The sequence below is a fragment of the uncultured Clostridium sp. genome (assembly GCF_963515715.1).
Lineage (GTDB): Bacteria > Bacillota > Clostridia > Clostridiales > Clostridiaceae > Clostridium_AW.
In genome coordinates, this window is record NZ_CAUPZS010000025.1 from 12,951 (window position 1) to 29,643 (window position 16,693).

General features: G+C 28.7%; 12 protein-coding genes. 2 read left to right on the plus strand and 10 right to left on the minus strand.

Going from position 1 to position 16,693, the window contains the following annotated elements:
- Nucleotides 1–53 precede the first annotated feature (53 nt).
- From RYO54_RS15335 to RYO54_RS15355, 5 genes are all read right to left on the minus strand, one after another.
- On the minus strand, nucleotides 54–635 hold the full coding sequence (locus RYO54_RS15335; protein ID WP_315120644.1) for a hypothetical protein: 582 nt from the start codon (nucleotides 633–635) through the stop codon (nucleotides 54–56).
- Between the two features lie 106 nt (nucleotides 636–741).
- Nucleotides 742–2,010, minus strand: a complete 1,269-nt coding sequence (locus tag RYO54_RS15340; protein ID WP_315120646.1) for an erythromycin esterase family protein — start codon at nucleotides 2,008–2,010, stop codon at nucleotides 742–744.
- A gap of 197 nt (nucleotides 2,011–2,207) precedes the next feature.
- Entirely contained in the window at nucleotides 2,208–2,468 is a 261-nt protein-coding gene (locus tag RYO54_RS15345; RefSeq protein WP_315120649.1) for a late competence development ComFB family protein, read from the minus strand.
- A 113-nt stretch (nucleotides 2,469–2,581) separates the two neighbouring features.
- Entirely contained in the window at nucleotides 2,582–5,719 is a 3,138-nt protein-coding gene (locus RYO54_RS15350; RefSeq protein WP_315120652.1) for an AAA family ATPase, read from the minus strand.
- Nucleotides 5,716–6,918, minus strand: a complete 1,203-nt coding sequence (locus RYO54_RS15355; RefSeq protein ID WP_315120655.1) for an exonuclease SbcCD subunit D — start codon at nucleotides 6,916–6,918, stop codon at nucleotides 5,716–5,718. The genes RYO54_RS15350 and RYO54_RS15355 overlap by 4 nt, the downstream gene beginning before the upstream one ends.
- 356 nt (nucleotides 6,919–7,274) lie before the next feature.
- On the opposite strand from RYO54_RS15355, the gene RYO54_RS15360 reads away from it, so the two are divergent.
- Complete coding sequence (locus tag RYO54_RS15360) at nucleotides 7,275–7,706, plus strand: hypothetical protein (RefSeq protein WP_315120658.1); 432 nt, start codon at nucleotides 7,275–7,277, stop codon at nucleotides 7,704–7,706.
- Between the two features lie 132 nt (nucleotides 7,707–7,838).
- On the opposite strand, the gene RYO54_RS15365 is transcribed toward RYO54_RS15360, so the two are convergent.
- A complete protein-coding gene (locus tag RYO54_RS15365; RefSeq protein ID WP_315120661.1) occupies nucleotides 7,839–8,246 on the minus strand; it encodes an Rrf2 family transcriptional regulator in 408 nt (135 codons plus the stop codon).
- 335 nt (nucleotides 8,247–8,581) lie between these two features.
- On the opposite strand from RYO54_RS15365, the gene RYO54_RS15370 reads away from it, so the two are divergent.
- Entirely contained in the window at nucleotides 8,582–11,641 is a 3,060-nt protein-coding gene (locus RYO54_RS15370; protein ID WP_315120749.1) for a vitamin B12-dependent ribonucleotide reductase, read from the plus strand.
- Nucleotides 11,642–11,720: 79 nt separating this feature from the next.
- On the opposite strand, the gene RYO54_RS15375 is transcribed toward RYO54_RS15370, so the two are convergent.
- The 4 genes from RYO54_RS15375 to RYO54_RS15390 all read right to left on the minus strand — a co-directional run bounded on the left by RYO54_RS15375 (nucleotide 11,721) and on the right by RYO54_RS15390 (nucleotide 16,623).
- On the minus strand, nucleotides 11,721–14,024 hold the full coding sequence (locus RYO54_RS15375; protein WP_315120663.1) for a YcdB/YcdC domain-containing protein: 2,304 nt from the start codon (nucleotides 14,022–14,024) through the stop codon (nucleotides 11,721–11,723).
- Between the two features lie 322 nt (nucleotides 14,025–14,346).
- Complete coding sequence (locus tag RYO54_RS15380; RefSeq protein ID WP_315120666.1) at nucleotides 14,347–14,586, minus strand: hypothetical protein; 240 nt, start codon at nucleotides 14,584–14,586, stop codon at nucleotides 14,347–14,349.
- Nucleotides 14,587–14,834: 248 nt separating this feature from the next.
- Complete coding sequence (locus RYO54_RS15385; protein ID WP_315120669.1) at nucleotides 14,835–15,629, minus strand: sugar phosphate isomerase/epimerase family protein; 795 nt, start codon at nucleotides 15,627–15,629, stop codon at nucleotides 14,835–14,837.
- Between the two features lie 13 nt (nucleotides 15,630–15,642).
- Nucleotides 15,643–16,623, minus strand: coding sequence for a dipeptidase (locus RYO54_RS15390; protein ID WP_315120672.1), 981 nt, complete (start codon nucleotides 16,621–16,623; stop codon nucleotides 15,643–15,645).
- Nucleotides 16,624–16,693 lie beyond the last annotated feature (70 nt).

Genomic DNA, 16,693 nt, shown 5'->3' on the forward strand with positions numbered 1-16,693 from the left:
ATATATATCAATTCCTTCTAATGTATTTATATAATGATTTTTAATTTATAGCATTACTTTAAAGCTCCATTTATTTTTTCCATAGCATAATTAGCCTGGGCTAATTGAAAAACTTTATTTCCACCTTTATATGAAATTTTTATTCCTTCACATAATTCTTTAAAAAATACTCTATCAAATAAGGACCATTTATTAATTTCATTAGATATATCTATATCTTTCATATCATCCCTTTTAATTATTATACTTTCATTCTTTAGATTGTCTCTAAATGGATTGAACTTTATTTCTTCCTTTGAAATATATAAAGCCCCAAAGGTTGGTCCATCTAATTTTTTAAGGTTGCATATAAACATCAATGAATCTGTCTTTTTATCATAATTCTTTAAATCCTCATAAAATTTATCAACTTTCATTTTTGTTTCTTTATATAGATATCCTGGTTTTAGAAAATATATCAGTGCACTGACTGCAATTAATATTATAAAATCTATAACTACATTATTTTTCCCTGTAGTTATCAACGTTCGTATAAAGCACAGAACTCCCCATAATAATATCCACTTTATTCTTAAACTCTTGAAATAAATTTTGATAAATTCATTATCTTTTCTTTGATTAATATTGTAATGCATATTTTTCAACTCCCATTTATAAAGCAGAATCCTATTAAATATTTCCATGATATTCCCTATCATAGGTCACTTATACAAATAGACCTGAAGATTAAAACTGCCAAACTTAATTATATTCATCATTTAACGGCTTTGTAGCATCTGAATTTCTAATGACTAAAATATATTGAAAATAATCAGTAGTAACGCCATCTACTGGCTTACCATGGCCAAATGGCCACATTAATTCTTTATTAAATGGTGAGCCTTCACCGTTTAATTTATATATACTGTAATCTTTTTTCACTAAATCATTAAATAAATTTTTGATAGATTCATTATCATTCATTTTCCCTACTGAGTAGGTTCTATCATTGTTTTTTTTCATAACTTTACAATCTTCATAAGCATATACTATGGATAAAATCTTATCTTTTAATGGGGAACCTTCTTCATTCATAGCTGCTGCAATCCATTTAACATCTAATTGTTCTTTCTGAAATACATGGTTTAATCCCCACTGCCCGTAATATTTTCCTTTCGATGATTCTTCATATACTTTTTTAAAATTTTCATACATTCTTTTATCTCTAACCTTGTTAAAATACATAGAATCTTTATTATCTGCATAAGCTTCAAAAACATATAAAATATTATCATTTACAAGCTTAAATCCGGAAAAATCTTCTCTTAAATAATTTATATATATTTCTTCTTTTTCTTCCATATCCTTTTGAAGTCTTTCACAATAAGCTTTCAACTTATTACCATCTATATTCTTTTCCTGGTATATTTGCTTTAGCTCATTTAAAATACTGCTTAATTCCTTAGGTATTTCCTCATTAGGAAGTATTGAAGTCATATAACATAAAGCATTTATAGGTTGATGCTCTATGTCCATTCCTATAACCTGAATTCTTTTATCTTTAGGTAAGCTTTGATTATATTTATATAACTCTTTCCAATGATTGAAATTATCTTTATTCCATTCAAATGTGCCTTTAAGTGGTTCATAAATTTTTTTTAGAATGTTAATATCTCCCGCAGCTAAATATTTATTTAAAAAATACCCATCACTGTAGGGAAGCTCACATAAATAATATTTAAAATCTGTTTTTTCTTTAAGGTATTTTAAAAATTTCATTTTTAGCTTTCCATTTGCCTCTACTCCGTGGCTTTCTCCTGTAAAAAACACCTCTTTATCTTTCAAATCATCATCAATAATACTTAAATCTGAAAATCCATCCTCATTTTCTAAGTTGATTGCTTGATAATTAGACTTTAAATATTTATAAGTCTCCTTATTACTAGTATCTACTTGAGTATTTCTACTACAACCAGTAAATAAGGTTGTAGTGACTGCTAATATTAATACAAGAAATTTATAAATTTTCAAACTTTCTCCCTCCCCATTATTCATTACAGCTATGTTATATTTTCCATAATTAAATTTTACATTAATTTTCCATATTAAGCAAATATGCCTATAATCTTATCTCTACCCCACACAGTGGGCTTTCACCGTCAAACTGTCTCCCATGCTGGACGCAAAATAATAGGGAATAGAGTTAATCTCTATTCCCTATAAATAATCTAGTGCTTTGGATTTTTGCTTACAATTTCTATAGCCTTTGTTAATGCCCCTAATACATCAGCTTTAAACTGAATGCTTAATTCATTTGTTTTTGCAAATATATTTCCCTCTTCCGTCACAACATATAACGGTTTTAAACTATTTAACGTTATAGCTTTTATGTCATCAATACATTTTTCACATTTACAAATATCACTATATTTATCTAGAACAGTGGGCAGAAGATTTTCCACCATGATCTCCATATAGTTTTTAATCATCTTATCACTCTCTTTCGGCTATTGAATTTACAACTTTATATATTCTACGCTATTACCAAAAATCCTTTGTATTTTCTATTATTTTACTATGACTGTCCCTTAATATATGTATACTATAAAACAAATCTTGTCCTACTTCCTTCCTTTGTAGTAGAAACTTCTAATCTAGAATCTATTCTTTCCTTAAGCTCTGGAACATGAGATATTATACCTACAAGTCTACCGCCCTTCTGTAAATCTATCAATGTCTGTATAGCATTGTCTAAAGACTCAGGGTCTAATGTTCCAAAACCTTCGTCTACAAACATGGTATCTAGGCTAATCCCCCCTGCATAAGACTGTACTACATCAGCTAATCCTAATGCCAAGGATAAAGATGCTTTAAAACTTTCTCCGCCGGATAGAGTTTTGACATGACGAGCCTTTCCAGTATAGTTATCAAAAACTTCAAGTTCAAGTCCCTCTTGTTTTCTTCCTTTACCTTTTTCTTCTTTTCTTCTAAGAATAAATCTTCCAGCGGCCATCTTCCTTAACCTTACATTAGCTGCATCTATTATTTCATCAAAATAAGCCGCTAATACGTATCTTTCAAAAGTTATTCTTTCTGCATTATCTCCATTGGCTATTTTAGCTAATTCTCCAATTGTGCTATATTTTTTTTCTTCATCTTTTATTATTTCATTTAAATCTTCAACTTCTTTTAAAACTCTTTTATTGTTATTTAATCTTGCAAAAATATGGTTGTTTTTCTTCATTAATGATGTTTCATTAAGTGCTAATTCCTCTAAGGTAACTTTTAATTCATCAATACTTATAATGTTTAACCCTTCCGTATCTTTCACAGCCTTTTCATATCTGTCCCTTAATGATTTTAAATTCTGGTAATGCAATTGAATATCGCTTTCTAAGTTTTTTATATCCCATTCATCCATCTTAAGTTGAGAATATTGATTATAATCTTCAAATCCATACTCTTTAATCTTATTTATTAATTGTTTTTCCCAAATTTTTATCTCTTCTATAGTTTCTTCTAAATTTTTTTCTTTAGCTTCTTTATCTGCTTTTGATGATGCATAATCTTCTAAGGCTTTATTATAAGAACTTTGAGCGCTCTTATATGCTTCCTGAAGGTGCATAAATTTCTCTTCGCATTCTCTTATTTTCAATAGGAGCATAGAGGTAGAACGTATTTCTACTGGTATTTCATTTTCAATGCTTATAAGAAGTTCTTCTTCACTTCTTACCTTTCCATATTGTAGTGTAAATTCCCCTTCAGCATTTTCTATTGATCTTTCTTTTTCAACAATTTCTTTTTGAAGGTTTAAAATTGTCTCTTCTAAAACCGTTATATTTTTAATATCTTCTTTAAGACTGTCCCTTTGCTCATTTAAATTCTTTAATTTTAAATTAATTTCCTTTCCTTTAGATATTACATAATTTAAAATATCACTATATTCTATATTGTTAAGTTCATAATTTAAATACGGATTTAATTTATTCTTTTGTTTTACTATTATATCTTTATTGCTCTTTATTACGCCATTTAAATCCGAGAGTTCCTTTAACATCTCATCTCTTTTCTTCATTAAATTATCATACTGAGCTTTGGTTTCTTTTAGTTCTTCTTCTGTTGGTACCCCATCTATTAAATTTGCTAATTTAGGATGATGTATAGATCCGCATACTGGACACTCTTTACCTTCTTTTAAATCAATAGCTAAAATACCAGCTTGTCCTTTTCTAAAGTTATCTTCCATGGCTTCATATTTAATCTTAAAATCATTGTACTCTATCTCAAATTTATTATAACTGTCCCTACAACTATTGTGCTTAGCGAGAAACTTTTCATAATCTGTAATATAGCTATAGAATGCTCTCATTTCATCATAAACTAATTTATTTTCAGATATAATTTTATCTATCTTTTCTAATTCAGTTTGAGATTTTTGTAGTTGAATTAAATTGCTATTTGCTTTTTCTAATTTAATTCTATTATCACTAACCAATTTTTTATTTTTTTTCATTATTTCTTCTTTATTTTCAAGATTCTTTTTTAATTCTACTATGGATACTTTTTTTTCTTCATATGTTTTAACTCTGTGGATAAAATTCTTTAGAGTTGTTATTTCATCTGAAATTCTTTTTCTTTCCTCTTCTCTAGATTCTTCTATTTCTAATTTTTGTTTGTAGATAATTATGTTGTTTTCAGTTTGCTTCAATTTATTTTCAGCACTACAGTATTGGGATTGCTTTTCTTTTAAATTATTTTGTCTATCATTTAGCGAGTCTTCTACTATTTTTACTTCTAGACTCTTTCTTCCTTTATTGAGGATATCTTGTTTTTTCTCATACTCTAGTGCTTTTTTTATATGTAAACTATATTCTTTATATATTTCTTCTTTATCATATATTTTTTTATTAATTTCTTCTCCTTCAATAATTTTCTTTTGGAGGTTACTACTATCTAATTTCAATAAATTAATTTCATTATTAACCTTTTCTTGCTCTAATAAATCATTATTAATAATTTCATTTACCTTAGATATAATTTCTATTATATTTAAATCTTCAGCATTTATAAGCTTTACTAATAGTTCTTCATCCCCACATTCAATATTCTTTATATAAGTGTCCCTTTTTATTTTTATATTGCTGATGCCCTTATATAAACTTTTTTTGTGCTCATCTAAAATTCTTTGAATGCTCTCAAAAGCTTCTGTTCCAAATATCTTCCTAAATATTAGTTCCCTTTCCGAACTATCTGATTCTAATAGTTTCCTAAATTCCCCTTGTGGTAACATAACTATTTGTTTAAATTGATTTTTATTTATGCCTAATATTTCATTTATTTTTTCATCTACATTATTAATTTTGCTAACACTGTCCCCATTAGGTAGTTCCAAAAATGCTTCTGCGCTTTTAGTTATAAATCCATCCCCTCTGGATTTTTTGTGTTCCTGCTGAGGATATCTTGTAACTTTATACTTTTTACCTTTAAGTTGAAATTCTAACTCTACATAAGTATATAAATCTATGTGAGCAAAATCACTTCTAAGACTGTCCCTATCTCTACTACTTCCTGAGGCTTCTCCAAAAAGCGCATAACTTATGGCATCAAATACAGTGGTTTTCCCTGCCCCTGTTGGACCAGTTATTAAAAATATATTTTTATCCTTAAGTACCGTAAAATCTATAGTTTGCACATCAGCATATGGACCAAATGCACTCATTGTTAATTTTAGAGGTCTCACTTTATTCCCTCCTTTTTATCAACTGTTCCAATTATTTCTTTTATAATATTTAATTTTTCTTCGTTGAGTTCCTTGCCTGCTATAGAGCCATAAAATTCTTTAAATAGCTCTAATTTTGATTTACTTTTGTATCCTAAAGTGGCTGAGGTTCTACTTTCATCCTTATTAGATAATGTTTCTCTATTCAATCCCATTATATTAGGATAAACAGCTCTTAACTTTGATATGGGATCAATTAATTCCCCTTCATCAGTTAATATAGCAAATATGTAATCTTCAACATTAGTCCCTTTATATATTTCAGGATTTATAAGTTCTTCTAAGGGTCCTTTTATAACCCTCATATCTCTTTTAGGAATCAGTTCTTTTAGTTCTACAGATACTTGTCCATCTTTATCTAAGTTTATAATAGTTAATGACTTTTTATGTTCTACTTCTGATAAAGAATATTTTAGTAAAGCACCTGAATATCTAATTCTATCGTCTTTTACCTTTTGTGGTCTATGTAAGTGTCCTAAAGCAGTGTAATTAAAACAACTGAAACATTCAGCATTTATTATATCTGTCCCTCCGATGCTTAAAGGCCTTTCAGAATCACTAATTTCAAGTCCCGCTCTTATATACTCTTCAGTTTCTTCATTATTTTCTTCTTTTATATAGCTAACATATCCATGGGTTACCATTATGTTTTTTTCATTTTCATTTAAATCAACTTTAATCATATCCACTATCTTTTTCATAGCATCATCATGATTTGATATACTATCATCTTGCAAAAAGATCTTTAACTCTCTTGGGTCTATATATGGGATTAAGTAAAAATTTACATTTCCATACTCATCTTTCAAGGTTACTTTAGTAATATTTTTATTAAAAACTCCTGCTATATGTAATCCATTTTTAGTTAAAAGATTACTACCAAAAGACAATCTCTCCGCACTATCATGATTGCCTGCAATAGCTAAAATTGGCGTCTTTAAGTCAACTAATATATTAGTAAAAACTCTGTCCAATAGCTCCACCGCTTCAACTGGTGGAATGCTTCTATCATAAATATCCCCTGCTATAATCAATGCATCTGGCCTTTCATCTTCTATGGTCTTTATCAATTGTTCTAATATAAATTCTTGGTCTTCTATCATACTAAACTCATTTACAATTTTACCTATATGCCAATCTCCCGTATGAATTATTTTCATTCTCCCACCTCCATAATTTAATTATATAACAACTTACATAATTTGTAATTTGAGGACAGTTATAATTTCTTAATCATTATTTTGGGACAGTCATTGCCATTAACAGCTATCATTAGAGTAATTTCAAAGTACATAATTAAAAAAAATAATTATAGTACATATATATTATAGCTTATAAAAATATAAAAAAGTTAGGGACAGTTATATTACTAGTAAAATTACATTAAAGAATATTTATGTAATATATGGCAATGATTATGGATAAGTAGAATAATTAAAGATATAAATATTCAAGTTTATGAGTATACTTAGGCTTAAGAAATGATTCAAAAGGAATATTAGATGAGGATTTTATCATGCAACTATTTAGTAGTAATGTAAAAAATACTCGCGAAAAATACAAAAGATTTATTTATCTTTGTGACGACAAAAAATTAAAATATGAAGAGGAATATGAAAATACAAAAAAAGAATATAGTAGTGACCGTGAAATAATAACAAGAGATTTGAATCCTAAAGAAATATTAAAATTTATTTCTAATGAAATTGGAGTAGAATGTATTAGCTTTTTAAAGAGTAATAATTCTAATATAATTCATGCTAGAGCTGTTTCAGCTGTACTATTAAGAGGACTTTGTAATTTAACATGTTCTGATATTGCACGAATTTTAGCAGATATACCATTATATATGGTGTCAAAATTGTGCCATATCGGTGTTAAAATTCTTTATGAGCATGAACAATTTAAAAATACATTAAATAAATTTATACCATCATACTCATCATAATTTTTTAAACATTATTATAATTTTGTTAATTTTTTATCAATTACAATTAAAAAACAACAACCCATTGTTACACTTTTGGAAAATGCATACATAAATTATAAATTTTTTATATACTTCAGATAATAGTCACAATTATTTATTAGATAATGTTTCGAAACTTATTTTTTCTAGCTCTTTTATTAAAGTTTCTTGTACTTTATTAAGATAATAATGTATTCTACAACTATCAGTATTATTAGCATTGCAAAAATCACTATCGTTTAGACAACGGTTAATTGCAATAGGCCCATCTACTGCTTCAATAACTTGCCTTAAGTTTATATCTTCTCTTCTTTTATTTAAGGCATATCCTCCATTTACTCCTCTGTAAGATTTTATTATTTCTGCTTTAATGAGCTTTCTTAATAACTTTAGCAAAAACCTTAAAGGCATACTTCCTCTTTCTGCTATAGTTTTTGCATCTAGTTTCACTCCTTCTCCTTCTTTTGCTAATATACAAATAGCTCTAACGGCATAATCTGCTTCTTGAGTTATATTCATAATTCATCACCCTATATAATATTTTTTAAACATAATTATTTACATTTAAAATTGCGTATTCTTCTTCATATTATTATCTAATATAGTAATTGTCAATACTTGCGAACAATGATTGTTAAAAATATATTTATTATTTCTAAAAAGTTTTAGAATTTAAATAATTTATTTATATATATATTAATATTAAAAACCAATAAAAACACAACATATTGTGTGCAAGATAATGATATAATACAATATATGCCTAAAATTGAACTTTGATATTTTCAATATATATTATATACTAAAAAGGTATTATTAATAAGGGGGTATCTTAATTGGAATATTTTAATGAAATTGATTCAATACATAAGTTAATTAAAAGATATTATACTAAAGACTTAGAAAAAAACAGCAATCTAACAGTATATGATTTATTTAAATGGAAAAAAGTAGATGTATTTTTAAAGGATCATAAAAGTGGAAAAGTTTTAGTAGATATGAAGGAATTAGAGTTTCCTGATCATTATTCTCAAAACGCTTGCGATATTATAGCTTCAAAATATTTTAGAAAAGCCGGAGTTCCAAATGAATGTGGGTATGAAAACAGCATGAAAATGGTAGCTCATAGAATGGTTAACTTTTGGTGTGAAGCCTTATTAGATGAGGGTGTTATAAAGTCAGATAAAGAAAAGCAAATTTTCTATGATGAAATGGTTTATGCTCTACTTGCTCAAATGTATGCTCCTAACTCTCCACAATGGTTCAATACAGGTTTAGCTCAAAGCTATGATATAAAGGGCAGTAAGCAGGGAAATTATTATTACAATGAAAAACTAAATAAAGTTGTTGAAACTGAAGATAATTACTCTCGTACTCAAGCATCAGCTTGCTTTATTCTTTCTATAGAGGATAAACTTTTAGGCTCTCATTCAATCTCTGAACAGTACGTAACGGAAACAAAACTTTTTAAAGGTGGTTCAGGGACAGGTAGCAATTTTTCTTCCATAAGAGCTAAAGGAGAAAGACTCTCAGGAGGCGGTGTATCATCAGGTTTAATGAGCTTTTTAAAGGGTCTAGATAGAAATGCTGGAGCTATAAAATCCGGTGGAACCACAAGAAGAGCTGCTAAAATGGTTTGCCTTGATGTAGACCATCCTGAAATAATGGATTTCATAACTTGGAAAGCTCATGAAGAAGAAAAAGTTAGGGCTTTAGGTAAAATGGGATACGATATAGACATAGATGGTGAAGCATACGAAACCGTTTCAGGACAAAATAGCAATAATTCTATAAGATTTTCACATGAATTTATGAAAAAAGTTGAAAATATATCGAAGAATCCTGAAGAAACTATTGAGTTAACTGGTCGTGTTGATAGCTCATTCAATAAGACAGTAAAAGTTAGTACAATATGGGATGCCTTCAACAATAGCGCTTGGCAATGTGCAGATCCAGCTCCACAGTTTACAGATACTTTCAACGCTTGGCATACTTGCCCTGCTGGAGAAGATGGAGAATATAATGCAAATCACAATAGAATTAATTCAACAAATCCTTGTGGAGAATATGCATTTTTAGATGATAGTTCATGTAATCTTGCTTCTATAAATGTATTTAAATTTTATGATGATGATAAAAAAGCTATAGATTTATATGGATATACCCATGTTATAGGAATGGTACAGTTAATTTTAGAAGCTTCAATACATTGGGGCCAATTTCCAACGGAAGATATTGCAAGAAAAACTTACATGTTTAGAGCAACAGGTCTTGGCTTAAGTAACTTAGCTTCATTATTGATGGTTTTAGGTTATCCTTATGATTCAGAGGAAGCTAGAAATATATCTTCTGCTCTAATCGGGATATTAACTGGATATTCTTACTTTATATCATCACTTATGGCCAAAGAAGTGGGGACGTTTATTAAATACGATATCAATAAAGTACATATGTTAAAAGTAGTAAGAAACCATGCTAGAGTGGCTGGAGCAATACCTTTATTCAGTGACTTTAGTAACAAATCTGAAGATGAGGTATCTGACTTTGAAGGGCTTAATTATAAACCTCTAATGGTGGATCACAAAATTCTTGAGAAAGAATCTTTTTCTAATATAAGTAACCTTCTAAAAGAATGTTGGAGTGAAGCTTTACATTATGGCGAAGAATTCGGATATAGAAATGCTCAAGTTTCTGTAGTAGCACCTACTGGAACCATATCTTTTGCTATGGATTGCGGTGCAACTTCCATCGAACCATTTTTTAGTCATATAGTTTATAAAAAACTTTCTGGCGGTGGAATGATGACAGTTATAAACCCTGTTATCAAAATGGCTTTAAATAACCTAGGATATACTAAAGAACAGATAAAGGACATAATGGATTATGTTTTAGAAAAGGAACCTATAGATAGGGATGGTTATAAATACGAAAAACTATTGGATGGAAAAATTGAAGGAGCTCCTCATTTAAAGGAAGAGCATATATCAATATTTGATACAGCGAATAAATGCGGTAGTGGGGAAAGATTTATAGCACCAATGGGCCATGTTCTTATGGTAGCTTCCATAACTCCTTTAATTTCAGGAGCAATTTCTAAAACTGTAAATCTTCCAAAAGAAGCTACTATAGAAGAATTTAAAGATGTTGTTTTAACCTCTTGGAAACTTGGAATAAAGGGCATCACCCTATATAGAGATGGTTCAAAAGCAAGTCAACCTTTAAATACAAGTTTAAATTCTGATAAGGATCTTAAACTAGAAGATTTAACATATGATCAACTTTTAGCAAAAGCAAAGGAACTTCAAAAGGGAGTTAAATACTCTAGAAGAGATAAACCAGTAGGAATTAGAAGAGGAACCACCCATCCTGCTCAAATAAATGACGTAAAAATATATACTACAGTAAATAGAAGAGAAAGCGGGGAAATATCTGAAATATACATTACTACAGATAGAGAAGGAACAACAATAATGGGGCTATTGAACTCCTTGTCAAAGGCATTATCCGTCATGCTGCAGCATCATGTAGCTCCTCAAGATATTGCAAGAATGCTAAGGGGACAGAAATATGAACCTTATGGATTTGTTCAAAAACATCCATACATTAAATATGTAAGCTCAATATCTGATCTTATAAGTAAAGTTATAGATATTGAACTAGGTGATTTCTCTAAATGCCAAGTTAAACCTGAAAATTATGATATAAATACAAATAGAACAAATATTGTTTCTACATCGGATATAATTGAAGACCAGATAAGTACCAATAATGTTCATCAAACCTTTGATGGTAAAAAAATTGAAGGTGATAGAGTTTACGGAAGCACTTGCCCTAATTGCTCAAGCAGTAGAATGGTGAGAAATGGAACTTGCATGGTTTGTCTAGATTGCGGTTCAACAACTGGATGTAGTTAAGAATTATAACTAAAATTTAAAGACTCCACAACCTAAAATACTAGGCGTGGAGCCTTTTTTATCATATTAAATTTTATAATTAATATCCTCTTTTTATATTATCTAGTACTCTATAAATACCTATTGAAAGTTCGTTCCATGTTACATTTGACTTTGGTCTCAATTTATTATTTTTAACTTCTAATATTCCTAATCCTTTAGCTATAGCCATATATCCTAATTCATTACTCTTAATGTCCTTTACATCTGATACATTTAGAGAGAAAACATCTTTTGAATTGGCAAGTTTGTCATAACCTAAAAATTTAACCAATGTTTTTGCCATTTCAGCCCTTGTTACCTTTTCCTTAATATCAAATTTTCCCTCTTTGTTTTCTAAAATTCCATAATAAACTGCTAATTGAAGATACTTATAATTGACATCATTACTACTTACTCCACTTTCAAACTTCAAATTCATGGAATCCTTTAATAAATTTGGTCTATAACCTTTAGCATTAACAAGCATTTTTATAAAGTCCATTTTTGTTATCTCTTTTTCAGCTTGGAAATTTGTAGTGTCTATTATTCCATTGTTAGCTAATATAGTTAATTCCTTTTCATAAGGATTTCCCTTTATTTTCTCCATATATATATCTATATTTTCATCTATATCTTCACCTGATGCATTTAAAAGCTTACCTGTAAAAGCATCTACTCTCAATCCCGCAAAATTATACCTATAACTGTCCCCCATAGTGTAGATTAATTTTGTTTCCCATTGTGGTTTAGTATAGTCCTTAGATTTATTTATTTTTCTATATGATAATTGAGGTTTATCTTTACTGAATAATATATTTTTACCTTCCTCTTTTTGTACTAAATTTACAGGGGAATCAAATTTCATATTTTCATTCCAATTCACACTATATTCATATAACTGTCCCTTGTTTGCTCCTATCCATACATTAATGCCATTTTCATGGAAAGGTATGCCATTAACTACTCTAGGGAAATTAAAGTAATATCTTTTATCCTCTTGTTTTATTAAATCATCAATACTACTTTGATTAGTTATAGCTTTAGTGTTAATTTCATTAAACTTTTCTGGCGAGTACTTTGCTACAGAATCTATAGCTATTTTATATGCCTCTTCCCAACTAATATTAGCTTCTAATTTTTCATTTTCCTTATAATAATTTTTATAAAGATTAATTATATTTTCTGTTAAGGCATCAATAGTAATATTTCCGCCATCATATCCCTTATTTCCTTCAACCTTTTTATTGAAATCAATTGACCATGCATTAAAATTTCCATATATTTTATCTTCATTTTCATAATATCTAATATTTCCTATTTCATAACCGTCCCCATATAATTCTTTAATCGTAGACTTAGCTATTTCTAATGCTCTTTTTTCACTTATTTCTTTATCTAGAGGTTTTTTTATCTTAAGTTTTGAATTAATTTCCTTTCTTTCAGCCTGTGTTAAATCCTTTTCTATACTTTTATATAGATCTTTGTTCATAAATTTACCTTCATTAGCATCTAACATAGCATCATATGGGAGATTTATCATGTATACTAATTTAGTTCTTGTTGAGTCTTCTTCAATATCATACTTATCTCTATAAGTTATATATTTTAAATCTACCTGGCTGTCTTTTCTAAAAATATCTTCTGCTTCTTTTATTGATAAATACTTACCAGGTACAGCTAACTTAACTCCTTCTTCCCAACTTGAATAGTAGCTTATAACTTCACCTTTAACTCCATCTACTTCTACCACTAAACCATCGTCATTATACGGTATATCATTTATCTGTCTTGCAAACCTATAGCTATAAGAAGTGTTGATACTACCCTTTCCATAGATAGAGTACATAGATTCTTTTGTGTATTTTGTTTCTTTAAATTGTTCCGGATTTATCCTTTTTAAAAATTCCTGCGCCTTCTTTTTTCCTTCCTCTTCAGTAATCTTTGAAATACCGCTATTCTCCCCTTCTACGTCATATCTATTAGAAGCCCTTAAAACTTTTCCTGTATTTGCGTTAATAGATACATCCATATAAATATTGCTACTCATGCTATTTTTTCTCCAAGATATATCCCAAGAATAATTTTTATCTTCTCCATCATTGGAAAGTGCTACATAAACCTGATACTCTTTCTCATCAACTGTTTTATTAAAATAATCTTTAATTATTTTCTTAGATAAATCTTTAGCTTTTTCTTTTGATAATTTCACATCTTTTTCTGCAGATACGTTAGTTCCTATAGTTTCTATAGGAACAGTTATTGGATTTAGTTCTTTTTTTAAACTCATGGCTGAAACCGATGAAAGATTAGTGATCACAATTGATGAACTAATAACTAAAGAAATTATTTTTTTATTTTTCATATATTTTCCTCCGATACTTATATTTGTTAAGTTGTCATTATTAATTAATACGTTAAACTTTTCTAATCGTTATTATCCATCGGTAAAATATACATGTTCATGTAAAATTTTCAGAGATATAGCTATTCCCATAATTCAATTGCCAATAACTGTCCCTAAATCACAAATAATCAAATAACTGTCCCTACATATACTAAATAAGTAATTTCCATATATATATAAATAAAAAAACTCCGTTCCTTAATTTGAAATTAATTGTAAGAATTAAAATGATTGATAAGGAACAGAGATATATGTCATTTTATATTATTAAACTTAGGCTTTATTGGGGTTGTATATTGTCTGGAAGTAATAAAAAGTTTAAGTTTTTAAGACTATTTTTATAGGATATATCATTTGCTATATCTTTTGCTTCCTTTAAACTTCTTGCTTTAAAGGTAAAATGTCCACCTTCTTTATTATAGAAACCTCCCCCAATTAAATATCTTGAATTTCTATCTACTTCTTGCACATCTTGTCCATTTACATTATAGTATATTTTTATAAATAATTTATTATTCATAAAGTATACCTCCTTCTTATTACCTCTACTTTAGTTCTCTATAATAAATATATTCTCTCGTTATCATAATTATTACATTTTTTATTATAACGAACACATGTTCTATTGTCAACTAAAAAATAATTTATGCTACTAATCTAGCATAAATTATTAATTACAAAAATCCTAAAAACATAAACAACCCTAAAACATAAATAGTCCTAAACTAAACACCAACATAACTCTTTAATAGACTATTTCTTTTTAAATTAGAAAAATAAATCTCTTAATCTAGTAATTCTTTCATAAGCCTTCTTTACATATTCTTCAGGAGAACCTTCCTTATCTTTATCTCCCGCACATATTTCCATGCTTAAATAATTATTATAATCCTTTGGGAAATCTTCTTTAACTTTATTCCAATTTATATTTCCATCAAAGGGAGTCCAATGCCTATCTTTTAATCCATCATTATCAGATATATGAGTAGCAAACAATCTATTTCCATAAATCTTTAATAGATTTATTTCTCTATTTAAGGATATCTCGTTATGTGAAGTATCAAAACACAACCCAAGGTTTGGAGAATCTAAATTGCTCAAAATATAGTGAATTAAAGCATTGTTATCAGTATTTTCTATAGCAATCTTAACTCCATATTCTTCTCCAATTTTTACAATCTCATTTAAACTTTTAATTCCCGTATTAGTAGGTTCCTTTATTTCAAAACCTTCAGATATATGCATAACCATTGTTGGTATATTAAATTTACTACAATCCTTTATCCATTGTATATGCTTATTCACAACCTCTCTTCTGATAATCTCATCACTACTCCAAAGATTATTACTGCCACAGAAGGGAGCATGAATATTTTCGATGTAGAGACCTAAACTTTCTGCTAATTCAGGAATTTGTTCTTTTTTGGATACAGTAAGACCTTCTTCATCTTCCCACCAAATAGACACTCCAGTAAATCCAGAATCTTTAATTATTTTTAATCTCTCTTCAATAGGCATTATATATCCAAACCATGAGAATATACCTATTTTATCTTTTGTCATTTTTACCATCCCTTTACTTAAGTGTATCTTTTATTACTCTTTGAGCATTCTTATATAATATCTTCTCCATTTCATCAAAAGAAAATCCCTCTTTTTCTAAAACAAAAATCAATTTATCCATTTGTGATATATCTTCTATTTCTACTGGACTACTTATTCCATCAAAATCCGATCCTAAAGCAATGCAATCTATTCCACCCACATTTCTTATATGCTTAATATGAGCGACCATGTCCTTAATCATTCCTATATTATTTACATGGTTGTCCCCTGATATATGACTGTCCCCTGACATTCTCTCTCTTAAGAATTGGCTGTAAAAGTTTATTCCCATTACTCCGCCTTTTTCTGAAAGTACTTTAATCATAGTATCGGTCAAATTTCTTCTGTGGGGTGTAATTTCTCTAGAATTTGAATGGGACGCCACAAAAGGAGCTTTTGTCCTATCGGCAACTTCATAAAAGCCTCTGTCTGATAGGTGAGACACATCAATTAACATTCCTAACCTGTTCATTTCATCAACTAAATCCGTTCCAAAGAAAGTCAATCCCTTGTCCACATATTCATCTTTAGAGCTAGGAAATCCTATTTCATTAGGATAATTCCACGTTAAAGTAATAAGCCTTACTCCATTTTCAAAAAAGTAATATAGGTTTTCCATATTACCTTTTAAAGCTTCTCCTCCTTCTATGGTTAAAAATGCAGATATTTTTCCTTTATCTTTATTTTCTTGCATCTCCTTAGAGTTTCTTGCTAAGGATATGTGGCTACTATATTTATTTATCTCGGAATAGAACCTGTCCATTAGTTTTATACAACTTTCCTTTGCATCATCACACTGACCTTTATCTATAAAAAGAGCGAAGAATTGAGCTAGAGAACCTCCTCTTTTCAATTTTTCAATATCTATCGAAAAATTATTTTTATATAGGTCCCCTTCCTTCTTTTCTTCTAATAAATATATAGTGTCACAATGCAAATCAATTATATTCAATATTATCACCTCAAATACTAATATATTACAATATATTAAAAATATCCATACATTAAAATAAAGAAATCCC

Excerpts from the sequence above, each read along its gene's own strand:
- RYO54_RS15335 (WP_315120644.1), bottom strand. The coding sequence starts at position 635 with ATGCATTACAATATTAATCAAAGAAAAGATAATGAATTTATCAAAATT.
- RYO54_RS15345 (WP_315120649.1), bottom strand. The coding sequence starts at position 2,468 with ATGATTAAAAACTATATGGAGATCATGGTGGAAAATCTTCTGCCCACT.
- RYO54_RS15355 (WP_315120655.1), bottom strand. The coding sequence starts at position 6,918 with ATGAAAATAATTCATACGGGAGATTGGCATATAGGTAAAATTGTAAAT.
- RYO54_RS15360 (WP_315120658.1), top strand. The coding sequence starts at position 7,275 with ATGCAACTATTTAGTAGTAATGTAAAAAATACTCGCGAAAAATACAAA.
- RYO54_RS15365 (WP_315120661.1), bottom strand. The coding sequence starts at position 8,246 with ATGAATATAACTCAAGAAGCAGATTATGCCGTTAGAGCTATTTGTATA.
- RYO54_RS15375 (WP_315120663.1), bottom strand. The coding sequence starts at position 14,024 with ATGAAAAATAAAAAAATAATTTCTTTAGTTATTAGTTCATCAATTGTG.
- RYO54_RS15380 (WP_315120666.1), bottom strand. The coding sequence starts at position 14,586 with ATGAATAATAAATTATTTATAAAAATATACTATAATGTAAATGGACAA.
- RYO54_RS15385 (WP_315120669.1), bottom strand. The coding sequence starts at position 15,629 with ATGACAAAAGATAAAATAGGTATATTCTCATGGTTTGGATATATAATG.